The 23,438-nt window shown below is 70.2% G+C and carries 19 protein-coding genes; 8 read left to right on the top strand and 11 right to left on the bottom strand.

Features of this window, described 5'->3' with window-relative positions; all coding sequences use genetic code 11:
- Positions 1 to 3 precede the first annotated feature (3 nt).
- Positions 4 to 3,063, bottom strand: coding sequence for a family 78 glycoside hydrolase catalytic domain (locus ACZ5GT_RS01740; RefSeq protein ID WP_469012664.1), 3,060 nt, complete (start codon positions 3,061 to 3,063; stop codon positions 4 to 6).
- A gap of 456 nt (positions 3,064 to 3,519) precedes the next feature.
- Positions 3,520 to 3,930, bottom strand: a complete 411-nt coding sequence (locus ACZ5GT_RS01735) for a nuclear transport factor 2 family protein (protein ID WP_469012659.1) — start codon at positions 3,928 to 3,930, stop codon at positions 3,520 to 3,522.
- A gap of 276 nt (positions 3,931 to 4,206) precedes the next feature.
- On the opposite strand from ACZ5GT_RS01735, the gene ACZ5GT_RS01730 reads away from it, so the two are divergent.
- The 5 genes from ACZ5GT_RS01730 (at position 4,207) to ACZ5GT_RS01710 (ending at position 9,743) form a co-directional block, all read left to right on the top strand.
- Entirely contained in the window at positions 4,207 to 4,935 is a 729-nt protein-coding gene (locus tag ACZ5GT_RS01730) for an alpha/beta hydrolase (RefSeq protein WP_469012655.1), read from the top strand.
- A 238-nt stretch (positions 4,936 to 5,173) separates the two neighbouring features.
- Positions 5,174 to 6,832, top strand: a complete 1,659-nt coding sequence (locus ACZ5GT_RS01725) for an AMP-binding protein (protein ID WP_469012651.1) — start codon at positions 5,174 to 5,176, stop codon at positions 6,830 to 6,832.
- A 180-nt stretch (positions 6,833 to 7,012) separates the two neighbouring features.
- The gene (locus ACZ5GT_RS01720; protein WP_469012648.1) at positions 7,013 to 7,738 is read left to right on the top strand and encodes an EthD domain-containing protein; all 726 of its coding nucleotides are present in this window, start codon (positions 7,013 to 7,015) and stop codon (positions 7,736 to 7,738) included.
- A gap of 82 nt (positions 7,739 to 7,820) precedes the next feature.
- The gene (locus ACZ5GT_RS01715) at positions 7,821 to 8,540 is read left to right on the top strand and encodes a TetR/AcrR family transcriptional regulator (RefSeq protein WP_469012646.1); all 720 of its coding nucleotides are present in this window, start codon (positions 7,821 to 7,823) and stop codon (positions 8,538 to 8,540) included.
- A gap of 426 nt (positions 8,541 to 8,966) precedes the next feature.
- Entirely contained in the window at positions 8,967 to 9,743 is a 777-nt protein-coding gene (locus tag ACZ5GT_RS01710; RefSeq protein WP_469012643.1) for a hypothetical protein, read from the top strand.
- A 110-nt stretch (positions 9,744 to 9,853) separates the two neighbouring features.
- On the opposite strand, the gene ACZ5GT_RS01705 is transcribed toward ACZ5GT_RS01710, so the two are convergent.
- From ACZ5GT_RS01705 to ACZ5GT_RS01680, 6 genes are all read right to left on the bottom strand, one after another.
- A complete protein-coding gene (locus ACZ5GT_RS01705; protein ID WP_469012641.1) occupies positions 9,854 to 10,678 on the bottom strand; it encodes a methyltransferase domain-containing protein in 825 nt (274 codons plus the stop codon).
- A gap of 15 nt (positions 10,679 to 10,693) precedes the next feature.
- Positions 10,694 to 11,440: a hypothetical protein gene (locus ACZ5GT_RS01700; RefSeq protein WP_469012638.1), complete on the bottom strand. Its 747-nt coding sequence runs from the start codon at positions 11,438 to 11,440 to the stop codon at positions 10,694 to 10,696.
- 9 nt (positions 11,441 to 11,449) lie between these two features.
- On the bottom strand, positions 11,450 to 12,484 hold the full coding sequence (locus ACZ5GT_RS01695) for an SAM-dependent methyltransferase (protein WP_469012635.1): 1,035 nt from the start codon (positions 12,482 to 12,484) through the stop codon (positions 11,450 to 11,452).
- Between the two features lie 42 nt (positions 12,485 to 12,526).
- Positions 12,527 to 13,570, bottom strand: coding sequence for a pyridoxal phosphate-dependent aminotransferase (locus ACZ5GT_RS01690; protein WP_469012632.1), 1,044 nt, complete (start codon positions 13,568 to 13,570; stop codon positions 12,527 to 12,529).
- Between the two features lie 56 nt (positions 13,571 to 13,626).
- On the bottom strand, positions 13,627 to 13,995 hold the full coding sequence (locus tag ACZ5GT_RS01685; RefSeq protein WP_469012629.1) for a cupin domain-containing protein: 369 nt from the start codon (positions 13,993 to 13,995) through the stop codon (positions 13,627 to 13,629).
- A 186-nt stretch (positions 13,996 to 14,181) separates the two neighbouring features.
- Complete coding sequence (locus ACZ5GT_RS01680; RefSeq protein WP_469012626.1) at positions 14,182 to 15,177, bottom strand: zinc-binding dehydrogenase; 996 nt, start codon at positions 15,175 to 15,177, stop codon at positions 14,182 to 14,184.
- A gap of 103 nt (positions 15,178 to 15,280) precedes the next feature.
- On the opposite strand from ACZ5GT_RS01680, the gene ACZ5GT_RS01675 reads away from it, so the two are divergent.
- The 3 genes from ACZ5GT_RS01675 (at position 15,281) to ACZ5GT_RS01665 (ending at position 18,988) form a co-directional block, all read left to right on the top strand.
- Positions 15,281 to 16,177 carry a LysR family transcriptional regulator gene (locus ACZ5GT_RS01675; protein WP_469012622.1) on the top strand — a complete coding sequence of 299 codons (897 nt, stop codon included), beginning with the start codon at positions 15,281 to 15,283 and terminating at the stop codon, positions 16,175 to 16,177.
- 169 nt (positions 16,178 to 16,346) lie between these two features.
- On the top strand, positions 16,347 to 17,393 hold the full coding sequence (locus tag ACZ5GT_RS01670; RefSeq protein WP_469012617.1) for a zinc-dependent alcohol dehydrogenase: 1,047 nt from the start codon (positions 16,347 to 16,349) through the stop codon (positions 17,391 to 17,393).
- 521 nt (positions 17,394 to 17,914) lie between these two features.
- Entirely contained in the window at positions 17,915 to 18,988 is a 1,074-nt protein-coding gene (locus ACZ5GT_RS01665) for a cytochrome P450 (RefSeq protein ID WP_469012611.1), read from the top strand.
- Positions 18,989 to 19,101: 113 nt separating this feature from the next.
- Here the strand turns inward: ACZ5GT_RS01665 and ACZ5GT_RS01660 are convergent, their stop codons facing one another.
- The 3 genes from ACZ5GT_RS01660 to ACZ5GT_RS01650 form a co-directional block, all read right to left on the bottom strand.
- Positions 19,102 to 20,148, bottom strand: coding sequence for a radical SAM protein (locus ACZ5GT_RS01660; RefSeq protein ID WP_469012605.1), 1,047 nt, complete (start codon positions 20,146 to 20,148; stop codon positions 19,102 to 19,104).
- A 37-nt stretch (positions 20,149 to 20,185) separates the two neighbouring features.
- Positions 20,186 to 21,436, bottom strand: coding sequence for a cytochrome P450 (locus tag ACZ5GT_RS01655; protein WP_469012603.1), 1,251 nt, complete (start codon positions 21,434 to 21,436; stop codon positions 20,186 to 20,188).
- Between the two features lie 61 nt (positions 21,437 to 21,497).
- A complete protein-coding gene (locus ACZ5GT_RS01650) occupies positions 21,498 to 23,192 on the bottom strand; it encodes an ABC transporter ATP-binding protein (RefSeq protein ID WP_469012598.1) in 1,695 nt (564 codons plus the stop codon).
- Positions 23,193 to 23,438: the final 246 nt, after the last annotated feature.

The raw sequence follows: 23,438 nt of genomic DNA, 5'->3' as shown, positions 1-23,438 counted from the left end.
CTGTCAGGTGCTCCGGGCGCGTTTCACCGTGGTGGTGCCCGAGCCGACCGGTCCGATGCGCAGCACGGTTCCCGAGAGATCACTCGCCGATGTCACGTTGACGGTCTCTCCGCCCCCGGGGGCCGTCGCGTCGATCCGGTACGTGCCGGGGTCGCCGTCTCCGATCTCCACCTCTATCAGGGCCGTGGAGTTCGGCGGCAGCGTCACCTTCGTCTCATGGGTGGTGTCGTCCCGGTGGACGGAGACCGAGACGGGGCCTCGAACGGACGGCACCGTTCCCCGGACGTCGGTCAAGGCGCCGGTCCGGGGCCGGATCAGGAACTCCGCTGCCCCTGGCTTGCTGACCTGGACGCCGAGTACGTGCCGGGCAACCGCGTTGGCGGGTGCGGAAGCCCATGCGTGAGAGAAGGTCATGTTGGACTTCAGCGCGGGGTCCCAGGCCTCGGTGACGATGGTGGCCTTCAGGTCGTCGAGCATGTGCAGCCAGGAATTGGTGGCCCTGGAGGTCAGGAGCTCGATGGCGGCGTCGGACCGGCCCAGCGTGAACAGCGCGTCGAGCAGGAACTGTGCGCCGTAGACGCTGACTTTCATCCCGCCGGAGGCCAGTGTGTCCCCCAGTCTTCTCCGCACCTCGTCGGGAAGGGAGTCGGCGACGCCGAGTGCGGCGGGGAAGGCGGTGGCGTGCTGTGCGCTGTGGGTGGTTCCGGCGCCGTCGAGGAAACGGCCGGCCGTCGAGTCGAGCAGGGTGCTCCGCATGGCCGCGGCGAGGGTGTCGGCGCGCCGGCGCAGCAGTTCGGCGTCGTCCGTCTTCCGGAGTGCCGCGGCGATCTTGGCGAGGGCGTCGAAGGCCGCGTACTGGAAGGCGTTCACGACCGTGTTGACGCTGGTGAAGACGTACCCGTCGCGGCTTGCCGTCGGCCAGTCGACGAGATCGCCGAGGTCCTGGCTGCTGGAGCCGGGCGCTTTGTGCACCAGGCCGTCCGTGCCCAGGTAGGCGGTGAGGTTCTTCGCGGCGAGGAGGTCGTAGTCCTTGCTGAGCTGCCGGTCGTCACCGGTGACGAGGTAGTCCTGCCAGGCGGACATCGCGCACATGAGGCGGTACTCGGTGGGCCAGGTGCCCTTGCGTACCAGGTAGTCGTTGGACCAGCGGGCCAGTGCGTAGGAGCGCTGAACTCCGTACTCGGATAGCTGGTTGATCAGCGCGTCCCCTTCGTAGGGGCCGCGTTCCCGGGTCGGTGTGTCCACGTAGAGGTCGCCGCGCGTGGCCTCGATGGAGTAGCGGCACAGGTCCCAGACCCGGTCGAGTTCGGGGTCGGAGCTGCTGAAGGAGGAGTGTGCGTCGTCCCAGTCCGCTTTCCAGGCCCGTCCGGTCACCACGGCCTGTGACAGGTCGAGGGTGGTGCGCAGTTCGGCCCAGCGGAAGGCGCGGTATCCCCAGTGCTCGAAGCGCTGGGCGCCGTCTCGCAGGGTCCAGACCTCGCGGTAGGTGTTGCCGGCGCGGAGCTGATACTTGACCGAGCCGTCGGAGTTCAGCTCTTCGCCCAGGCGCACTTCGATCGTGTCTCCCTGGCTGCCCGTCACCTGCAGTGACAGGCCCCCGACGATCTCCCTGCCGAGGTCCACCAGCCAGCGTCCTTCGGCCGCTTCGGTGATGGATGCCGGTGTGACGTCGTGGAGCCTGACGGGCTCGATACGCGCGGGAACGAGTTCGTCGACGACGTCGCGGGACGCCGGCGTCTCCCATCCGCTGTCGTCGAAGCCCGGTTCGGTCCAGCCGACCGGTTCCTGGCGCAGGTCCCAGTACTCCTGTGGAGCGGTGTAGTAGCTGCTGCCCGCGTTGCCCTTCGGAGGCAGCAGGCCCGCGTGACGGCGGGCCTTCCAACCGCTGCCGGAGCCGATGGTCGCCCGGGAGCCGTCGGCGTAGGTGATCTCCAGCTGGGCCAGGAACTTCTGGGACGAGGTGGTGTTGCAGAGCGCGGCCAGGGCGTTGGCCTCACCGGAGCGGACGGTGTCGGTGATGTCGAACACCTGATAGGCGACTCCGGTGCCGGAGCGTGCTGAGGTGTAGCCCACCAGGTGTCCGTTGCTCCACACCTTGGCGACGTACTGCCGGGCCGGGGTGGGTGAGGCGGCGGCGACGTAGAGGATGGCGGCCGCGACCGTCTTCGTGTTCAGCCGGTATTCGTTCCGCAGCAGGGCCCAGGTGTCGTCGTCGCTGTAGGAGGAGAGAGAAGAGGCTCCGGCGGGGAAGGTGAGCACCCCGTTCGCGACGGTCCCGGCGGTGAAGGTTCCCTTGTCGGAGGTGAAGTCGTCGTCGAGGAGTACGGTGCCGTCCGCGGCGGCGAAGGTGACCCGGTCGTAGACCTGGGACTCGGTGGAGCCGTTGCGCAGTCCGATGTTGCCGCCCGTGTGCCGGGTGTCGGTGGTGGTGTCGACGACCGTGCCGTTCACGGAGGTGGTGAAGGTGGAGCCGGTCATGGTGACGGCCAGGTCCAGCCACTCCCCCGTGGTCACGGCGAAGGGCAGCTGGACCTCGGCGAGCACGGTGTAGGTCCCGTTCACGCGGATGTGCTTGCGCAGCACGCCGGGGCTTCCGGCCCGCAGCTGCCACAGATAGTTGTCGTTGACGCTCGCGGCACGGAACCACAGGCCTGCAGCCACCGCCGTGATCTTGAGTCGGGCGGTGAGCGTGCCGTCCCTGAGGGTCTTGCCGGCGGGGGCCCAGATGGGCTCGGCCTCCCACTCGTCCTCCACCGATGTGGCGAGCAGCGCCGGTCGCGACCATGCCGACCGCTTCTTTCCCCAACTGCTCACCCGCCACCAGTAAGCGGTCCGGGGCTTGAGCGCCGGACCGCCGTACGGGACAGCGATGGAATCGGCGGACATGACCCTGCCCGAGTCCCACACCAGTTGGTCGCAGTCGAAGCCGTCCGGGGTGGTGGCCAGTTGAAGCTGGTAGGCGCGTTGCACGGCCCCCGCGCCGAAGTCGGGCATCTGCCAGCTGAACCGGAGGTCCCGCCCGGCACTCGCACCGAGCCCTTGGGGCAGCAGGTCGGCCAGCATGCCCGTGGGGACGAGCGATGCTGCGTGCGGAGGACCACCCGGGGCGGCAGCGGCGGCCGGCCAGGGCCGAGTCAGAGCGACCGAAGCGGCTGCGACACCGCCCAGCTGAAGAAGTCTCCGGCGCGACAAATCTGGAGCCATGGCGCTCTCGCAGTTCATGAAAGGTTTCAATTCGATTGCCGGGAGCCTAGGACCGCGCATACAGCCAGTCAATAAGCAGGAAAGAAAAGGCAGCTACGGGAAATTGAAACGTTCAATTGCGGGTGCCGCTCGCTCGGCCGGCCGAAGCGCGCCCGGGAGGCGTTGTGTTGGGCCCGTCCCGTCCGGAGCTCCCATGGGCGCTGGGCCCCGCCGGAGGCGGACCGGGCGCCGGCCACCCGGTCACTCCGGTGGGCCGACAGCCCGGTCGGCAGGCAGGGCGGCGCAGGGAGGGAGGGGTGGACGGACCCCAGCGCTTCAGGTTCCGGCTGTTATCTGTGTCCCCTGCGCCGAATGGAGGCGCCAGCCCGCAGCCGGGTCGAAGGCGAACACGTGGGTGTAGCGGCTGCCGGCGGTGAACGTGGTGCCGTCGGCCTGGGTGAAGTTCATGCTCGTCCTTCCGACGGTGATGCCGACCTCGCCGACGAAGCGCACGACGGCCTCGGCGGGAAAGGACTGGACGGCCGGGAACGCGACGGCTCCCGACCCCACCAGGCCGAGCAGGTCGGACTTCGTGGCCGTCGCTCCGTCGCTGAGGCTCACCAGGAGGAAGTCCTCGGTGAGCAGTTCGTCGAGGACGGTGACGTCGCCGGCGACCAGGGCGTCGAAGAAGCGCTGGTCCTGGTCGAGCAGGGACTCGCGCGTCCCGGGGTGGTTCGGGGTGGTCATGGTGTCCCTTCCAGGGGTGGAGAGGTGGCTGTCGAAGGGGGCCGTGCCGGAACTGGCGCGGCGGGCCGGGCAGCCGGGTGTGCGGCCGTATCGGCGAATCGGGCTGAAGTCGCCGATCGGGTGAGCGCCGCCCGTGCTTCTAGTGCGGCGATATTGACAGACGAACAGTGTTCCAGTGACAGTGAGCCGAGTTTACACGGCGCCCTGCCGCTTACCAGCAGGCGGCGCTCTTCCCGTTGGGCCCTGGCCCGACTTGCTGATCTCGGGAGACTGTCAATGACACTGAGACCCTGCGTTCTCGTACACGGTGGCTGGCACGGCGGCTGGCACTGGGAAGACGTGGCCGCGCGACTGCGCGCCGCGGGCGCCGACGTCTACGCGCCGACCCTGACGGGACTGGCGGAGCGGGCGGGCGAGGCGTCCGAGCACACCGACATGTCGGCGCACGTGGCCGACGTCGTCCGCGTCATCGATGAACACGATCTGCACGACATCGTCCTGGTCGGCCACTCCTACGGGGGGATGGTCATCACCGGAGTGGCGGCCGAACGGGGCGATCGGGTGGCCGAGTTGGTGTACCTGGACGCCTTCGTTCCGCAGGCGGGTCAGTCGGTGGGCGACCTGCTGGGACCCGATTTCGTGGAGAGCGCCCGGGCGGCCGCCGCGGCCTCCGGCTCTCCCCTGCTGATCCCGCCGATGTTCACCGTGGAGGACACCACCGGATGGTCCGGCCCCCGGGCCGCGGCGGTCGCCGAACGGTTGACCGCACACCCCATCGGCACCATGGAGGAACCCGTGCGGGCCCCGGCCGAGTTGAGGGCGCGCCGGTCGTTCGTCTACTGCAACGCCCGGCCACTGGGGATCGTCGAGCCCTACGCGGCCCATGCCCGCGACTCCGCGGACTGGGACTACTACGAACTGGCCAGCCCCCACGACGCGGTGCGCGTCATGCCGGCCGCGGTCGCCGGACTGATCGAATCGCTGGCCTCGCGATCGGCGGAGTGATCAGGCTTCGTTCCTTCCTGCGGCAGCACGGGGGGGGCGGTGACGGCTCGCACACATCGGCGAGCACACCGCCCACCACCGTCCACCACCGCGCTGCTCCCGCCCGCCGCATCGGGCACCGGCCCGGGTGCGCCCGGTGCCAGGGCCTGCCTCCGGTAAGCCGAGGGCCCGTGGCGAACGCCCAGCAACCGCCGCCCAGTACGGCTGCCAGGCCCCCACCCCGATTGGAGAATCCGCAATGACCCACGCGCCACACACCCTGCCGACGGGAGACACCGCGAGGGATCCGAGGCCGCCGCTGACCAGCTCATGGTGGCCCGCCGAGCCGGCACCGCCGCTCGCCGACCTCACCGTCGGCGCCGCGCTCCGCTCGGCGGCACACGACCACCCCGACACCGTCGCCCTCGTCGAGGGCCTTCCGGACGCCGGACAACGGCGGCGCTGGACGTACGCGCAACTGCTCGAGCAGGCCGAGACGGTGGCCCGTGCGCTGCTGGCCCGCTTCGAGACGGGCGAGCGGATCGCCGTGTGGGCCAACAACCTGCCCGAGTGGGTGCTGCTGGAGTACGGAGCCGCGCTGGCCGGGATCACCCTGGTCACCGTCAATCCCGCCCTGCGGGCCGGGGAGGTGCGTCACGTCCTCGGGCACTCCCGCGCGGCCGGTGTTCTCCACATCCCCGAATACCGGGACTGCGTGCTCTCCGAGATCCTGGCGCAGGTGCGTCCGGAGCTGCCTCACCTGCGCGAGGTCATCTCCTTCGCGGACTGGGACCGGTTCCTGTCCGAGGGCGAGCCGGGGCAGCCGCTTCCCGCCGTCGCCCCGGACAGCGCGGCCCAGTTGCAGTACACCTCGGGTACCACGGGAACTCCGAAGGGCGTACTGCTGCGTCACCGCGGGGTGGTCAACAACGCCCGCCTCTACGCCGAACGGTGCGGACTCCTCCCGGGTGGCGTGCAGGTCAGCCCGATGCCGCTGTTCCACACCGCGGGCTGTGTGGTGAGCGTCCTGGGCGCCCTCGCCGTCGGCGGCACGCTCGTGCTCCCGCCCGTGTTCGACCCGGCGCTCGTGCTGAACCTCCTGGAGACGGAGCGTGCCGACACCCTCATCGGTGTCCCCACCATGCTCATCGGTCTGCTCGACCATCCGGACTTCGCCCGCACGGACCTGTCACGGCTGGCCCGCGTGGTCAGCGGCGGAGCCGTGGTGCTGCCGGAACTCGTCCACCGCGTGGAGACGCAGACCGCGGCCGCCGTCAGCGTGCTGTTCGCCCAGACGGAGGCATCGCCCGTCATCACGGGTACGTCGCCGCAGGACAGCCCGCAGGACCGCGCGGAGACGCTCGGCCGGCCGCTGCCCCACACCGACGTGCGCATCATCAGCCCCGCCGACGGCGAAGTCGTCCCGGTCGGCACGGTCGGAGAACTCTGCACCCGCGGCTACCACGTCATGATGGGGTACTTCGACGCCCCCGACTCCACCGCCGACACGGTCGACGGCGACGGGTGGCTGCACACCGGGGACCTGGCCAGCATGGACGACCGCGGTTACTGCCGCATCGAGGGACGCCTCAAGGACATGATCATCCGAGGTGGCGAGAACATCTACCCGCGGGAGATCGAGGACGTGCTGTTCCAGCATCCCGACGTGGGCGATGTCGCCGTCGTCGGGGTCCCGGACGACACATGGGGCGAACAGGTCGCCGCCTTCGTCCTGCCCGCGCCCGGGCGCACTCCCGACGCCGACGGTCTGCGCGAGCACTGTCTGGCCCGGCTCGCCCGCCACAAGGTCCCGAAACACTGGGAGATCGTCGAGGAACTGCCCCTCACGGCTTCCGGCAAGGTGCGGAAGGTCAGGCTGCGCGAGTGGTACGCCGACCGGAAGGCCGGACCGGCATGACCGGATGGCCACCTGCCGTGCGGGAGCCGGGCCGCTCCCGCCGGTGAACCCACGCGCCTCGCGACCCGGTCGAGTACCCGCGGTCGCGGCGGTCCGTGACCATGACCCGCTCACCGCTGCGCCGCGTTGCGCGAACCCGCCTCACCCAAAACCGACTTCAGCTCCCGACAGGAGTGCGATGTGATCAAGCTTTTCACGCTCTGGAACCGCCGTCTCGACCAGACCCATGACGAGGCCGTCGACTACTGGACCCGGGTGCACGCCCCGAAGGTGGTCGCGGCGCACGGCAACCACCTGCTCCGGTACGCGTGCAACGTCGGGGTGCCCGCCGACTGCTCCGGCTGGGCCCCGGACGAGGCTCCGGCCTGGGACGGCGTCGCCGAAGGCTGGTACGACTGCGACGACCCCGCCGATCTGACGGCTCTCCTCGGTGCAACGGCCGCTCACCTGCGCGACAGCGAAAGGCAGTTCATGGGCACCTTCCGGCATGTGATCACGGATCAGCGGGTCCACCGGGACCTGGGACGTGCCGAGCGCGGCATCAAGATGATGTTCATGCTCATGCGCCGCCCCGACATGACGCCGGATCAGTCGGTGGCCTACTGGCGGGACCGGCACGTCCCCTTCGTCCGGGACCTCTTCGCCGACGCCCTCGTCCGCTACACGACCAACGTGGGCCTCGCCGCCGACTACCGGGGATGGTCGCCGCACGAGGCCCCGCTCTACGACGGGATCGCCGAACTCGCCCTCGACTACTCGGTGGCCGAGCAGCAGGCGTTCGTCCGGGCCAACATGGAGGTGCTGCTGGAGGACGAGCGCGCCTTCATGGGCACCTACCGCGCGATCGCCACCCGCGAGATCCTCGTCGCCGGACGGCCGGACGAGTTCTTGCCGACCGGCCCGTGAACCGGGTGTCCCGCGCCGTACGATGCGCGGCGTGGGACCCGCGCGGGACGGGGCACCGGGTGAGGTGTCCTAGACTGTTCGAGTGTCACGAGCAGAGTTCGAGGTAGAGCGCCGTCGGTCCGATTCCGCGCGCGCCAAGGGTCGCCTGACCCTGACGCGGGCGGAAGTCATCAGGGCCGGCATCCGACTTCTCGACACAGAGGGTGCCGAGAAGCTGTCGATGCGCAAGCTGGCCAGGGAGCTGGGTACCGGGTCCTCGACCCTGTACTGGCATGTCAAGGACAAGGATGAGCTGTTGCTGCTCATCCTCGACGAGACGCTCCGTGATGTCGCCCCTCCCGAGGCCGGCGCATGGGACGTCCGGCTCCTCGAGACGCTCGTCAGCTGCCATGAGGCGCTCCTGGCGCGCCCCGCGCTCGTCGATGTGCTGTGGAGTGCCGCGTGGCGGCTGGGGCCCGACACGCTGAGGGTGGCCGATGCCCTCACCGGACTCGTCGCCGAAAGCGGCCTGCCGGACGACGAGGTGGCCGACTCCTACATGGCACTGGTCACGACGATGCTCGGCTTCGTCGCGGGCGGGCGCACCTCTCCGGGCAATCCTCCCTACAGTCAGATGCGCGCGCAGTTGTCGGCGCGGGACGAGGAGGCAGCGGACGCCGCCCGCCTGTACCCGAACCTGATGCGCTACGGGCCGGGCACGGGCGAGGAGGCCATGAAGCGCCAGTTCCGCTACGCCGTCGAGCGCTTCGTCGCGGGCATCAAGGCCCGCGTCACCGAAAGCGGCCAGGCGTCGCCCGGCTGAGCTACCGTTCGGCCCATATCATCACGACGACCCGCCCGGCGAGGCACAGACCCCGCCGGGCGGGTCGATCGCACTTCACCCGCTTTCTGCCGGTGCCCGAGGAGGACGCCGAAAACCGGACGGCGCGCGTCCGGTTCGCGGACGCGGGGGTGTGCTGACCGGCGCGGGTCCCGCCGACGGCGGCCGAAGCGGGTCCGCGTGAGCCGCATGAGCAATGAGTACTCATGTGAAATCCCCCCGCGGTCGGCAGTCTGGTGTGTGTCGGATGCCGGTGACCGGACCGACGTGGGCTCGTCGGTCCGCCGCGTGTCCGCGGAACCGACGGCCGGCGGGTGAGGACAAACCGCCCCGTGGAAGTACAGGGCCTGCGGCCGGCCCGCGGTAGGCGTGCGCGGGCCGTGCCGACTTGATTCGAGAAGGAAGACCATGAAGATCATCCAGAGGGCGGGCATAGCCATGGCCTCCATCTGTGCCCTGGCAGCCACCTCCGGTTGTTCCGTCTCGTTCACCGGCGGCAAGAAGTCGGAGCCTTCGTCCCCTCCTCCCCCTTCGGCCACCCCTTCCAGCGCGCCGCAGTTCAACGGGATCGACAACCTCTCCGCGTCGGAGGTGGTCGACGCCTCCTCCGACGCTCTGCGGACGGCACCGTCCGTCCACATCGCGGGCACGGTGAACAAGAGCCAGCTCGACCTGCGTATGGACAGTTCCGGAAACTGTCAGGGCCGTATCACGGAGGACGGGACCAACGTCGATCTCATCAAGCAGGGCAGCAAGGTGTGGCTGAAGCCGGACCACGCGTTCTGGGTCCAGGCCGCCGGCGATCAGGCCACCCAGACGGAAGCACTGGTGGGAGACCGCTACATCGTCACCGACTCCAGCAACCCCGAGTTCAGCTCGCTGGCGGATGCCTGTGACATCGCGGGCTACGCCGACTCCATGACCGAGGACAACGGCAACAGCACCGTGAACAAGGGCGTGCAGAAGGACGTCAGGGGCATTCCGGCTCTCGAACTGGTCCGGAACGATCCCCAGGAGGGCCGCTCCCAGCTCTACATCTCCCGGACCGGCAAACCCTACCCGCTGGAGATTCACGGATCGGACCAGGGCAGCGCCGCCGGCGTCGTCCTCGACGAGTACGGCAAGCCCCTCAGCCTCGACGTGCCGAGCGCGTCCGAGAGCCTCGACGCGGCCCAGCTCAGCTAGCTTTCGGGTGCGCGACGTGACAACTGTAGCCCGAACGGCCTGCCCGGGGAGCGGTGTCTCCCCGGGCAGGCCTCGGCCTCTGCGGCCCGGTCCGTACTGACACCCGTGTCTCACACTCGGGGTCGGCCCGTCGCGCTCGGCCTGGTGCCGATCGTTGTCCAGGTGGACAGCGAGATCGCGAGTTCGCCGCGCGCGTCCGCGGCATCCAGGACGTCGAACCAGGTGTCCAGGCTGCCGTCGCCGCGCTGGACGGCGAGGGGACTGGCGCGGTCGAACAAGGGGATGATCGGCTTCACCTCGGCGAGTGACTCGAAGGTGGCCGTGAACTGCCTGGACCGGACCTGATCGACCCCCGCTGCCGCGATGAGCCCGGGAACCCGGCCGGCGACGTCGGGACCCGGCACGATCGACGCGAACGACGTCAGCACAGGTGACGCGATCTCCTGGCTGACTCCGTCGACGCGCAGGGAGCGCCAGTCGACGTCGATGACGCAGACGCGTCCGCCGGGGGCGGTGACGCGGCACATCTCCCGCACGGCCCGCCCCGGATCGGGCACGTGCTGGAGCACCCGCTCGCACCAGACGACGTCGAACTCCCCGGAGGCGAAGGAGAGCCGGCACACGTCCTCCACCCCGTACTCGACTCCGGCCGCCCCGGGGGACGAGTCGTCCCGGTGCCTCGCCGCGGCCACCATGGCCGGGTCGTGGTCGACCGCGGTCACCCGGCCACGCGGTCCGGTCCGCCCGGCCAGCCTGCGGGCCATCTCGCCGAGGCCGCAGCCGACCTCCAGAACGGACTCACCCTCCGTGAGCGGAAGCGCCTCCAGGGCCAGGTCGCGCAGTTCGACGGTCCGGGGATGCCGGGACACCGTCTCCAGATAGGTCTGGGCCGCCACCGACCGGTCGTCGGTCGGCAAAGCGCTGAAGGGACGCATCACTCACCTCGTTCGTCATGTGCTCGAGCCGGCCGTCACCGGGTACGGACCGGCGGGCAGAAGTTCCTGAATGCGGTCGTGGACGGGCCGTAGAACCGGTGGTACGGCGCCGAGATCGAAGCTGTAGACCGTCATCGTGTCGTGGTACTTGGGGTCGGGTTCGAGGAACTCGTCGTGGATGTGGGCGCCGAGCCGGGCGAACAGGAGGTCCTGCCGGCCCTTGGTGCCGGACAGCCCCCAGACCATCGGGCGCCCGATCGACTCGGCGAAGGCCAGTCCGACGAGGCTGACCAGCGGCCCGATCGAGTAGTTCTGCCGGCTCACGGCGACGGCCAGGCGGCCGCCCTCCAGCACTGCGGCGTCGCCGAGCCCGCGCCGGCTGATCAGTTCGACCACCCGCGGGCCGAACATTCGCTCGACGGCGCTGTGCCCGGGCGGCGCCCAGTCACGGGGAATCAGCCGGACCACCGCCGTCAGGGCGCCCGAGGCCCGGTCGCGCAGCATGACGTGGTAGGCCGCCCGGTCGTAGGGCTGCAGGTCGGCGAACCCGGCGTCGACCCGGAAGTTCGGCCGCTGCCCGTCGGCGTAGTACGTGTGTCCGCGGGAGGCCGAGATCTCCTGGAGCAGGGCCTCGTGCCGGTCCCGGTCGGCCTGGCTCGCCCGCGGATCCCCGATGCCCGCGATCTCGATACCGAGTTCACCGGCCAGCGGAGCGAGGAGCCGTGCGTATCCGGCGGCGGAGAGCAGGTGCCCTTTCCTCATGCCCGCCCCTCAGCGGCGCGGCGCGGCCGTGTCGTCGGCCTCCAGCAGGTAGATCCATGTGGAGGGCGCGCCGAACGGCTCGCGGCGCAGGATCCGCAGGCCGCCGGCCGCGAAGGCGCTCTCGTAGACGTCGCGGCTCATGATCGGTGTGTCCATGAACGTGTGAACCAGTTCGAACTCCAGGGAGAAGATCGGCAGCGGGCCCGCCTGCCGGTCCCACGGCCGGGCGGTGGTGTCCGCCACCAGGAAGTACCGGGCGTCCGGGAAGACCCGCCGCAAGGTCCGCACGACGTCGGCGCCGTCGCCGGCGGCCAGCAGGTCGTGCATCATGAGGAAGTTCGCCACCAGTTCGACGCCCGGGAAGACCTCCTCGGACATCGACCGGAGGACGTCCTGGCAGACGATGTCGATCCGGTCCGCCAGGCCCGCCTCCGCGACCCGCTTGGTCGCGAGGTCGGTGGCCGGGCGGCTGATGTCGATGCCGAGGCCCACCCGGTCCCGGCCGCCGGAGCACAGCCGGATCAGACGGGTGGCGTCCCCGCAGCCCAGGTCCGCGACCGAGGAGTACTCGATGCCGGCCAGTACGTCGTCCTCGACCGGTCGCATGAGTGAACGGTCCACGCGTCCGGCGCCGACGGCGATGCGTCGTTCGTCGCGGTGGACCTCGTCGCCGAAGGACTTCCGGCCGGTGGCGAGGTCGGCGAGGTCCGTCAGCACGGGGCCGTAGCCGCCCACTCCCCAGACGAAGAAGCCGATGTTGGCGACCAGTTCGCGGCCGGCGTCGGTGAGCCCGGCCTTCCCCTCCCGCACCTCGACGTATCCGAGGAGCGCCATGGTGCGCAGCAGCGAGGACAGCTTCACGGCCTCGCAGCCGGTGTCCTCGGCGAGCGGTTCCAGGGGCTGTGCACCGTCCTTCATGCGGTCCCACACCCCGAGTTCCTCCAGGGCGAGGACCACGTGGGAGCCGGTGAAGCCGTTGAAGAGAGCCGGAATGCTCAGGGGCTCGAGGGTCGGGCTGGGTCCGTGCCAGTGAGGATCGTTCATCTCTCTCCTTTGCCGGTGCTCTCCGCGGAGCGCCGGGAATGATCAGGTGCGGCCGGCCGGGGCGTTGACGCCGTCGAGCACCGCGAGGACCTCGCGGAGCGCGGCGCAGAAGCGCTCGCACTGCGCGGGTGTGCCGACGGACACCCGCAGGCAGCCGGGAGCGCCGAAGGCCGCGAGATCGCGCACGAGGATCCCGTGGTCGGCGGCGAGCAACGCGGCGGCCCGCTCCCGGTGCGGCCCCAGTTCCACGAAGACGAAGTTGGTGACGGACGGTACGACGGTGAGGCCGAGTTCCGTCAGGCCGGCGTGGAGCGCCTCGCGGGCGTGGGCGGTGCGCCGGCGCACCTCGACGAGGTGGCCGGGGTCGTCCAGCGCGCGCAGGGCTGCCGCCTGTGCCGGCCGGTTGGTGCTGAAGGGCACGGCCTGCCGGCTCTGCCGGACGCGCGCGGCGACGTCGGACGGGCCGATGGCGTACCCGACCCGGACCGCAGCCAGTCCCCAGGCCTTGGAGAAGGTGCGCAGCACCATCGCCCGGCGGCCGTCTCGAACCAGCTCGAGCGCCGAGGCGCCGTCGTCCTCCACGAAGTCCATGTAGGCCTCGTCGAAGACGGCGAGCGTTCCGGTCCGCTCAGCGGCGTCGGCGATGCGGGCGATGTCGGCCCGGCCGAGCAGCGTGCCGGTCGGGTTGTGCGGATTGCACACGAACAGCAGGTCCGAGGGATGGCGGGTCACGGCGTCGACGACCGCGTCGGCGTCGATCCCGCGGGGACCGCTTTCGATGTCGAGGACGGCGGCACCGCAGACGGCCGCGGCGCTGAGGTATCCGGGAAAGGTGGAGCGGGTGGTCAGAACCCTCCCGTCCGCTCCGGCCGCGGCCAGCACCGTCATCAGGACCAGTTCGTCCACGCCGTTGCCGGCGACCACCATGTCCGGCGGCACCCCGGCATGTCCTGCGATCTTGGCCCGCAGTTCGGCGGTCTCGCTGTCGGGATAGACACAGAGGCCGCTCTCCAGCACTTCCCGGGCCGCCCTCATGGCTGCCTGCGGGGGGCCGAAGGGATTCTCGTTCAGGTGGAGGCGAAGCATCTCCGACGCCTGTGAGAAACCGTCATTGTATGCGGTGACCGAACTGCCACTGCTTTTCATTCCCGGCCCTCTCCCAGCAGAAAGATGCCGAAGCAGTAGCTGCCGGGAGCGGCTCTTCTGGTGACGAACCGGTGCCGTTTCCCGGCGGGTACCCGGAAAACGGCGGGCGACGCGATGGTGTACTCCGAGTCCTCGACCTCGATGGTGATCTCCGCCTCGCCGGGCCGGGCCGAGACGAGCAGGTAGAGTTCGGGAACATCGTGCACGTGAGGCTCGGCGACAGGCTTGCCGACGAGATCGGATATTTCCGCCCCGGCCAGTTCGATCGGTATCCCCCCGAACATGTCGGAGGTGATGAGAAAGGGAGCCGGCTGGTGATGTCCGGGAACCTCGCGGAAAATCGGAAGATTCTCGACGGCGTTCAACGCTTGCCTCTTCTCCTCGATCCGGACCGTAAGCGGTGCAGAAGCTGCAACGGTTGACGGAAACGTTATGAAATCCGTCGGGGTGGCGGCTGAGTAATTCGTGCTCATATCCGGCGCCGCCGTAACGTCGATGGCGGTCCGGACACACCCCTTCGATTTGCCGGCGCCGGTGGTCGGGCCCGTGTGTCAGGGCATGGCCTGGACGATGATTTTGCCGAGATTCCCGCCCCGCAGCATCAGCAGGAACGCCTCGACGATCCGCTCGAATCCGACCAGCCGGGTCTCGTCGGCGACCAGCGTCCCCTTCAGCAGGTGCGGGACGGCGAACTCGTACAGTTCCTCCTGCACATCGGCGTAATCGCGCACATGGAAGCCTTCGATCCGGAGGCTCTTCTCCACCACGTCGGCGTGGTCGAACACCACAGGCGGAGCGTCCGGAGTGTTGTACTGGCCGATCGTGCCGACCCGCACCACCCGCCCTCGCCCGCGCAGCGCACCGATGGCCGCGCCGAGTTGCTCGCCGCCGACGTTGTCGACGAAGACGTCGATGCCGTCGGGCGCGACCTCGCCGAGAAGGGTGGCGACGGGGCCGGAGCGGTAGTCGAATGCCGCGTCGTATCCGACCTGCTCGGTCAGGTACCGGACCTTTTCCGCCGAGCCCGCGCTGCCGATCAGCCGGCCGACGCCCAGCAGCCGTGCGAGGCGGGCGGTCGCCGTGCCGACCGCGCCCGCCGCCGCGGACACGAACAGGTCCTCGCCCTCGCGCAGCCCGGCGATCCGGGTGAGGGCGACATAGGCGGTCAGGCCCGTTCCGCCGAGCAGGCTCAGGTGGGTGGACAGCGGCACCCCGTCGATACGCGGGAGGCGCCGGACCTCGTCGGTCCGGACCACGGAGTGGGTGCGCCAGCCGTGGCGGTGGTGGACGATCTCACCCTCGGAAAGCGACGGGGTGCGGGAGGCGATGATCCGGCCGAGGGTGCGGCCTTCCAGCGGGGCGTTCAGCGCGAAGTCGCCGTCCATCATCTCCCGGTGGTACGGATCCACGGACCAGTAGAGGTTCTCGACCAGAGCCGTGCCGGGATCCGGCTCCGGAACAGGTGATTCCACGAAGCGGAAGTGGTCGGGGGCGGGAAAGCCGGTCGGTCTGGCGGTCTGGTGCACGGTGAGCGCGGTGTCGGTCATGGTCGGCACCGTAGGAAGGAATGCTCGGACCGGGCAGGGGGTTGCGCTCATGGGACGGGCGCTTCCATGAGCTGCCCTCATGGCACCAGGTGAGGAAGTTCGGATGAGTGCGGTCGATGTCGCACCGCAGGAGTTGCGGATCGTGGTGGCGGTCGCGGAGGAGGGCGGCATCTCGGCGGCCGCCGTCCGGCTCGGCACCACTCAGTCGGCCGTCTCGCACGCGTTGCGCGGCATCGAACGCAAGCTGGGCGTCGTGCTCTTCGAGCGGGGGCGGTACGGTGCCAGGCCGACCGCGGCCGGTGAGCGGGCCGCCGCGCACGCGCGCCGGGTGCTGCGGATGCTGGACGCTCTCGTCGTCGAGACGCGAGGTGCCGGGGCAGGCGCGGCCGGCGAGGTCAGCGGGCCGCTGCGCATCGCCGCCTTCCGCGCCGCCGCGCTGCATCTGCTGCCGGCCGTACTGGGGCGGCTGACCGCGCGGCATCCCGGGATCGAGGCGTCCGTCACGGTGGTTCGGGAGGTCGGTCCCGGAACGGCCGGGGAGGTGGCCGCCGGGAAGGCGGACATCGGGATCACGATCACCGGCGCCGGCTCGCCGATCCCGCCGCACCTGGTCGGGGACGTGCTCTTCGAGGAGCCGTACGCGCTGGTGCACCCGGCCGGGCATCCCGACCCCAGGTCCCTGCCGCTGGTCGACTGGCTGGAGAACTGCTCCTCCTACACCCGTGAGTGGTGGGCGGCCCAGGACTGGATCCCCACCGCCACCGTTCGCGCCGAGGACGACGGGGCGGTCCTGTCCATGGTGGGCAGCGGTCTCGGGATGGCGATCATGCCCGCGCTCTCCCTCACCGCGGCGCCGGCCACGACGGAGGTCACCGATCTCGGGCCGGAGCGGCCCACCCGCCGGATCGGCTACGTCACCACGCCCCAGCTCGCGGCCACCGCGACCGTACGGGCACTGATCCGCGAGCTGCGCGCCCGGCACCCGCGCCCCGGAAGGTGAGGCAAGTATGCGGTGCCCGCGCGGGGGTGGGACGATGGTTGCCTGACCGCCGGATCGCACCGGCGGAGTCTTCCAGGCGGGGTCCGTGGGCAGCCGGATTCCGGGTCGCGAGTGATCGCGCACGGCAGAGGGCGGTCCTCGGTCGGGAAGTGGGTGAGACCGGAACACCATGCGGCAGCTGACCTTCGCGGGAACCAGGAAACTGGAATGGCGCGACGTTCCGGCTCCCGCGGTACAGAGCGGAATCGAGGCGTTGGTCCGCCCCGTGGCGAGTTCGACGTGCGACCTCGATCACCTGATCATTTCCGGGGCGACGCCATTCCGGGCGCCCTTTCCCATAGGTCATGAATGCGTGGCCGAAGTGGTCGACGTCGGCGATGAAGTCCGCGCCGTGACGCCCGGACAGCTGGTCGTCATACCCTGGCACATCAATTGCGGCACCTGCGCCGAGTGCCGGTCCGGCCGCCCGGCCCTTTGCCGGTCCACTCCCCCGGCGGCCTCGTACGGAATCCCCTCACCGGCGACGGGTCACTGGGGTGGCCTCTTCGACGAGTTGGTCCGGGTTCCCTATGCCGATGCCATGCTGGTGCCCGTTCCAGAGGGCATGGATCCGATCCCCCTGGTGTCAGCGGGCGACAACATGACGATCGCCCTCGAATTCACCGCCGGACACCTCTCGGCGAACACGGACCCGAAGGTTCTCGTACTCGCCCCGACCGGCCCGGCGGGAGGGAGCGTGGCCCTCTTCGCCGTTGACATGATGCGCAGTCTGGGAGCGCGCCGGATCACCTATCTGGACGACAGTGCCGCGCGGCGGGCCCTGGCGGCCACGCTCGGCGCCACGGTGGAGAGCGGCCCGCTCCGCAAGGAACTCGGAAGGTTCGATCTGATCTTCGACGGTTCCCTGGACAGCGGAAGACTGGCGCAGGCTTTCACATCGATCGCCCCGGGTGGATCGATCGAGTCGGCGGGCGGACATTTCACGAAGATCGAGATCGATCTCCTCAGGATGTACAGCCTGAATGTCAGTTTCCACATCGGCATCGCCAACGCCGGGTCGTACATCGAGGACGCGATCGATCTGACCCGGGAAGGGCGGATCCGGCCGGACGTTCTCATCGGAGATCCGGTACCGGTCGAAGAGGCGGCAGACGCCTTGCTGGAGCCTGCCGTCAAGCCGGTTTTCGTGCGCGATCGCCTTCACGCACCCCGCTGAGTGTCCTCTCGCGGGGGAAGCCCGGATGGTGGCTCCGCCCTCGCAAGCGGCCACGGGGATACTCGCGAGGGCGGTCCCAACGGCGACCCGGGGGATGGTCGAGCCGTTGAGGGCGTAACCGGCACCGTGTCACGCCGAATTCATTCCATCACCGGTGAAGAGGAACCACCGGAGCAATGGTTACTCAATTCGCGGCCGTCTCATGGACGCTTCACGCGGCGCTCGTGTAGCTCTTGTAGCTCTTGTAGCTCTTGTAGCTCTTGTAGCTCTTGCCGATGCCCGAACCGCTGACCGCACATCTCTTCGCGCACTTCCCAGAGGAAAGGAATCCCTTTGTGAGTACTCCTGGCGCAAGCGACCAAATTGCCGGGACCTCGGCCCCGTCCGGTTCCCGCCGTTCCGACGGACAACCGCGCTTCGTCGGCGGGGCCTCGCTCCGCGATGTCTCGGTACTGCGGGCCTTTCAGGAGGACGGCGGACTTCACCACATCGCCCTGAACGGCGCGGCGTCCGGCTGGCTGGTGACCGACTACGACACCGCGGCCCGGGTCCTGACCGACCCCCGGATGCGCGGCGAGTGCCCCGGCAGCCGCTCCTTGAGCATGGCCGCCTTCGACGCGCTCACCGACGAGCAGGTCATGGACGAACAGCAACTGTTCTCCCTCGGAGCGGACGAGCACACCCAGTTGCGCCACCTCCTGGCGAAGTCACTCGGCCCCCGCCGGATCGCCAAGATCACCGAATGTGTCCAGCCGATCGCCGACTCCTTGCTGGACGCCCTGCCCACCGACACCGCCGTGGATCTGGGGGCGGCGTTCGCCCGTCCCTATCCCGTGGCCGCCCTGTGCGCGCTGCTGGGTGTTCCGGAGGAAGGTCGTCACCGCATCCACAGCCTCGTGTTCGAGGGCGACCCCGGCCTTCCCGCCGCGGACGCCGGGGTCGACGATCCGGATCGCTCCGTCGCCGACTACCTTGCCGGTCTGATCGCGCGGCGGCGGCTCGACCCCGGCGACGACCTGATCAGCGACATGTGCCGTGACGAGGGCACAGATGTGGCCCACTCCGCTGTGCTGGCAGCAGCCCGGCTGCTGATCGTCGTGGGTCCCCGGCCGGTGGCCCACCTGCTGACGGACGGGCTCGCGCTGCTGCTGAGGGAGCGCGGCCACTGGGAGGCCCTGCTCGCCGAACCCGAACTGCTGGAGACGGTGGTGGAAGAACTGTTGCGCTATGTCTCGCCGGCCTCGTTCGCCTTCCGGTACGCGCGTGAGGAGGTCGAGATCGGCGGTGCCGTCCTGCCCGCCGGCAGCCGGGCGTACTGCTCGGTGACGGGCGCGAACCGGGACCCCGGGCGGTTTCCCGACCCCGACCGTTTCGACCCGCGGCGGCCGGCGAGCCAGCACGTCGCCTTCGGCCTCGGGTTCCGGCACTGCCTGGGTGCCGGCCTCGTCAGGGCCGAGGTCCGCACGGCCCTGGCCACCCTGATGCGGCGCTTCCCCGGCATGCGCCTGGCCACCCCCGAGGAACTGCATGCCGGATCCGGCGAAGGGGCCCGTCCGGGGCGCGGCCTGGTCGTCGTACTCGATCCGTCCCACTGACGGAGATGCGTCCGCTGACGGACTGACGGCACGGCAGACCGGTCGGCAGACCGGTCTGCCGTCCGAGCTCGGCCGGGGTACGGGCAGGCTGCGGCAGGCCCGTACCCGTCCACTCAGACCGGCTCGTAGGCGGGACGCTGGTCGATGCGCAGGCGGTCGGTCTCGGACGCGAAGTGGTAGTCGATCGCGCGGGTGGCCTCCGCCCACTGGCTCATGGTGCGCACCGGCTTCAGGGTCTCCACGACGAACGGATCGTGCCAGCGTTCCACCGCACGCCGCCACAGCTCGGCGGGGGGATCGGTGAGCACGTCGCCGACCGTGCCCTCGTAGGCCGCCATGGCGCGTACCAGGCCGTCCGGTTCGATCTGCAGGATGGGCAGGAAGACGCCGCGCTCGATCAGGTCGGGACGCATCTGCAGCGCCAGGTTGTCGGTGGTGCCGATCCTGACCGTCGGCGGCGCCAAAGTCTGCAGTCGCCGGGCGTACTCGGTGCTGCCCAGCAGCCGGACCTGCTCGTCGGACAGCAGTTCGTGATCGGCGAAGCCCTGCCGGCTGGCGAGGCCTTCGGGTACCACGGCGCCGAACGCGATGCGGTTCAGGGCCGGGAAGCGCGGCGCGACATCGGTGATGAGCTCCTCGATCTGGTGGAAGTTGCTGCGCACCACGACCCAGTCGATGCCCAGGTCGGGGCGGGGCTCGCCGGCGTCGGACCGGGCCCGGGCGATGCGGTCGAGCAGCGCCAGGGCGTCCATCGCCCTGGCGAACGATCCCCGTCGGCCCCGGATCCGGTCGTGCACGTCGGCGGACGCGCCGTCCACACTCACGGTCACGCTGGCGAAGGTGCTCAGGGCCGACTCCGCCGTCTCCTGCTTCAGGGACCATCCACTCGTGAAGAGCGAGACCGGCACCCCGGCCTCGGAGAACCGGTCGGCGACGTCGAACACCCCGCGGGCGAGGAGGGCCTCTCCCCCTGCCAGGCAGACCCCGTGCGGGCTCATCTCGATGATGGCGTCCGCGACGCGCAGCATGTCGGCGGGGGCGAGCTGGCGGATCGGCCGGCGCCCGGACTCCGAGTAGCAGTGCACGCATCGCAGGGGGCACGCGTAGGTGATGTCCCAGACGATCTCGAGGGGGTGGTCCGGTATGCGCAAGGCGTCCATGGCTCCGCTTTCTCTCAGTGCACGCTGTGGGTGCCGGTCAGTGCCGCACCGGGCAGGTGTCGGGCTGGAGAACCACCGGGAGCTGCCTCCTCTGCGGCTCGCCGGGCAGCCGCACGTCGGCGAGGACCATGTGCGGGAAACGTGTCGTCAGCGTCTGCAGGGCGACTCGGATCTCCGCGCGTGCGAGCGCCGCTCCCAGGCAGTGCTTGTGGCCGAGACCGAAGGCGACATGCCGGTTCTCGGACCGGTCCGGATCGAAGGTGTCGGGGTTCTCGAACTGTGCGGGGTCGCGGTTCACGCCCGCGAGCGCGCAGTGCACACCGCTGCCGGGGGCCAGGGTGACTCCCCCGACCTCCACCTCCTCCTTCGCGTACCGGGACGCCAGGGTGGTGGGTGTGACGTAGCGGAGCAGTTCCTCGATCACGGGCTCCTGCCAGCCGGGGTCGCGGCGGAGCCGGTCCCACCGGTCGCGCTCACCCAGCAGAAGCTCCACTCCCTCGGTGAGCAGACGGGTGATCGGCCGGTGTCCGGCCACCAGGAGCAGCCGCACGGCGGACAGCACGTCCTCTTCCAGCGTCTCGGCTTCCTCGCCGCCGGCCATCGCGCTGATCAGGTCGTTCCCGGGGGACTTCCTGCGCTCGGCGACCAGCGTCCGGAGGTAGTCGGCCAGTTCGACGCCGGCGCTCTTGGTCACCGAGCTGGCCTCGCCGTACTCGGCGACCCAGCCGTAGACGTAGTTCCTGATGTAGTGGCGCTCGGACGTCGGAATGCCGAGCAGTTCGCAGAGCACCGCCACCGGGAAAGGGCGGCAGAACGACTGGACCAGGTCGACCGGTTCGGAGTGCGGGACTTCGGCCAGCAGCCGGTCGGCCTCCTGCTGGATGCGCTGGACGAGTCCGCCCACCCGCCGGTGCGTGAGCCGGCGCGAGATCAGGCGGCGCAGCCTGACGTGCTCCTCCGTCGGCAGGAAGAACAGCTGTTCCTCGTCACACACCTCCTCGTCGGCCGCGGTCCTCATGGTCCGGGCCAGCGGGTGCTCGCCGCGCAGGCCCGGCTCCACCAGCAGTGCGGACGCCGCGTCGTGGCGGGCGACCATCCAGCCGTTCTCACCGCCTCCGAGACTGACGCGGGCGATGCCGGCGTCGCGCAGGGTGCCGAGTGCGGCGGGTTCTCTGAGCATCCGCGCGCCGATGACAGGGAACCCGGCAGGGCAGACGTCGGCGCCCAGGGCCTCGGTGAGGTCCTCGGCTTCCGTCCGACGCGGGGCGTCCGGGCTGTTTGTCTGCATCTGGCGAACCTTCCTTACGGCTGGAGCTCTCGGGCGGCGGCGCGGCGATCGCCGGAAGTGATCACCGCGCGGTCTCGAGGAACTGGGTGGTGGCGAGTTCGGCGTAGAGCGGGCTGGCGGCCACCAGTTCCTGGTGGGTGCCGACCGCTTGGACGGTGCCGCCGTCGAGGACGACGATCCTGTCGGCCATGGCGATGGTGGACAGCCGGTGGGCCACGACCAGCACCGTGGTCGTGCGTGAGATGTCCGCCACCGTGTCCCGCAGTGCCGCCTCGTTCACGGCGTCGAGTTGGGAGGTCGCCTCGTCGAGGAGCAGGAGCCTGGGCTTGCGCAGCAGCGCGCGGGCGATGGCGACGCGCTGGCGCTGGCCGCCCGACAGCCTGGTACCGCGGTGGCCGACGAGCGAGTCGAGGCCCTCCGGCAGGGTTTCGACGAGGTCGTCCAGCCGTGCCGTGCGCAGTACCTGCCGCACCTCGTCGTCGGTGGCGTCCCGGCTGCCGAGCAGCAGGTTGTCACGCAGGGAGCCGGAGAGGACGGGCGCGTCCTGCTCGACGTATCCGATGGCGGCGCGCAATTCGCCGATGTCCCACTCGGTGATGTCCCGGCCGTCCAGGAGGATGCTGCCGGCCGTCGGCTCGTAGAAGCGCTCGATCAGGGAGAAGACGGTGGTCTTGCCGGCCCCCGACGGACCGACGAACGCGGTCATGCCGCGTGGAGGGACGGTGAACGTCAGCCCGCTGTGTACGGGCGGCAGCTCGGCCCCGTAGCGGAAGTGGACCCCTCGGAACGACAGTCCGGCCGGTTCGGTGTTGCCGGTCCGGCCGCCGCCGGTGCTCCGCGGCTCGGCGCACAGCGCCTCCGCGGCCCGGATACGCTTCACCGCCGCGGCTCCGAGGTTGTACTGGCTCACTCCCGCCACGAGCTGCTGGATGGCGGGAACGAGATAGAAGACATACATCAGGAAGGCGATGAGCTTGCTGGCCTCCAGCGCTCCGGAGGCCACCCGCACGCCACCGACGGCGAGGACGGTGAAGAAGGCCACCTGCATGGCCATCTCCGCGACGTTGCCCGCCATCGCGAGCCATTTGGCCGCGCGGACGCTGGCGCTCCACGCGTCCTCGGCGGCCTTGTGAACGACCGCCTCCTCGGCTTCCTCCGCCCCGGACGCCTTCACCGTGCGCAGCGCGCCCAGCGCACGCTCGACGCTGGCTCCTACGAGGCCCACCGACTCCTGGGACGCCATGCCGGCCTCGTTGACCCGGGACATCACCGAGCGGACGATCCAGCCCGCGAGGAGCAGGACCACCAGGGTCACCGCGGTGAGCACCAGGTCGAGCACGCACATCAGGGTGGTGGTGGCCATGAGGGTGAGGGCCCCTGTGGCCGTGCCGACGAGTGAGTCGGTGGTGACCTGCCGCAGCATGGTGGTGTCGGAGGTGACCCTGGATATCAGGTCGCCGGGCTCGGTACGGTCGAACTCCGATATCCGCAGCCGCAGCAGATGGGACGTCAGGCGACGCCGTGCGGTCAGGACGAGCGACTCGGCGGCGCGCCGCAGCGTGTACGCGCCGAGCGGTCCGACCAGTGCGGTAAAGGTGACCAGGGCCCCCATCACCAGGAGCACGTCCCGCGGCGTCCGTCCGGAGGCGAGGCCGTCGATCAGCCGCTCGGCTGCCAGGGGGACTGCCAGGCCGGCCCCGGCCGTGAGCAGGTTCAGCACTCCGCCGAGAAGCAGCTGCGGCCAGGTCGGCCGCATGTGGCCGAGCAGAACACGCCAGGTGGGCGTTGTGTCGGCGGAAGGCGCGGGGGTTCTCTCCGGCGCTCCGGGCGTGTCCGACGCGGTGGCGCGGCCGGCGTGTGGTGGGTTCAAAGCGGTCCCCGAAGTGGACAGGCACGTGAGATACGTGTGCGGTGTGGCTGCTGCTGGGGTCGGTTCCGCCGTCGTCGGGCCGTTCCGGACTCCGCTGTGTCGTGCCCGGCGTGTGTGCGGAAGGCCCGGCAG

This window comes from Streptomyces sp. NPDC031340 (genome assembly GCF_055569945.1).
The sequence above is the reverse complement of the archived record's forward strand: the minus strand, read 5'-3'. Positions and strand labels throughout refer to the sequence as shown.

Bases quoted from the DNA above. Each gene is read 5' to 3' on its own strand.
- ACZ5GT_RS01655 (WP_469012603.1), bottom strand. From the start codon at position 21,436: ATGCAGACAAACAGCCCGGACGCCCCGCGTCGGACGGAAGCCGAGGAC.
- ACZ5GT_RS01725 (WP_469012651.1), top strand. From the start codon at position 5,174: ATGACCCACGCGCCACACACCCTGCCGACGGGAGACACCGCGAGGGAT.
- ACZ5GT_RS01740 (WP_469012664.1), bottom strand. From the start codon at position 3,063: ATGCTGGCCGACCTGCTGCCCCAAGGGCTCGGTGCGAGTGCCGGGCGG.
- ACZ5GT_RS01705 (WP_469012641.1), bottom strand. From the start codon at position 10,678: ATGCGTCCCTTCAGCGCTTTGCCGACCGACGACCGGTCGGTGGCGGCC.
- ACZ5GT_RS01735 (WP_469012659.1), bottom strand. From the start codon at position 3,930: ATGACCACCCCGAACCACCCCGGGACGCGCGAGTCCCTGCTCGACCAG.
- ACZ5GT_RS01710 (WP_469012643.1), top strand. From the start codon at position 8,967: ATGAAGATCATCCAGAGGGCGGGCATAGCCATGGCCTCCATCTGTGCC.
- ACZ5GT_RS01690 (WP_469012632.1), bottom strand. From the start codon at position 13,570: ATGCTTCGCCTCCACCTGAACGAGAATCCCTTCGGCCCCCCGCAGGCA.
- ACZ5GT_RS01695 (WP_469012635.1), bottom strand. From the start codon at position 12,484: ATGAACGATCCTCACTGGCACGGACCCAGCCCGACCCTCGAGCCCCTG.
- ACZ5GT_RS01700 (WP_469012638.1), bottom strand. From the start codon at position 11,440: ATGAGGAAAGGGCACCTGCTCTCCGCCGCCGGATACGCACGGCTCCTC.
- ACZ5GT_RS01680 (WP_469012626.1), bottom strand. From the start codon at position 15,177: ATGACCGACACCGCGCTCACCGTGCACCAGACCGCCAGACCGACCGGC.
- ACZ5GT_RS01650 (WP_469012598.1), bottom strand. From the start codon at position 23,192: ATGCGGCCGACCTGGCCGCAGCTGCTTCTCGGCGGAGTGCTGAACCTG.
- ACZ5GT_RS01660 (WP_469012605.1), bottom strand. From the start codon at position 20,148: ATGGACGCCTTGCGCATACCGGACCACCCCCTCGAGATCGTCTGGGAC.
- ACZ5GT_RS01730 (WP_469012655.1), top strand. From the start codon at position 4,207: ATGACACTGAGACCCTGCGTTCTCGTACACGGTGGCTGGCACGGCGGC.
- ACZ5GT_RS01670 (WP_469012617.1), top strand. From the start codon at position 16,347: ATGCGGCAGCTGACCTTCGCGGGAACCAGGAAACTGGAATGGCGCGAC.
- ACZ5GT_RS01675 (WP_469012622.1), top strand. From the start codon at position 15,281: ATGAGTGCGGTCGATGTCGCACCGCAGGAGTTGCGGATCGTGGTGGCG.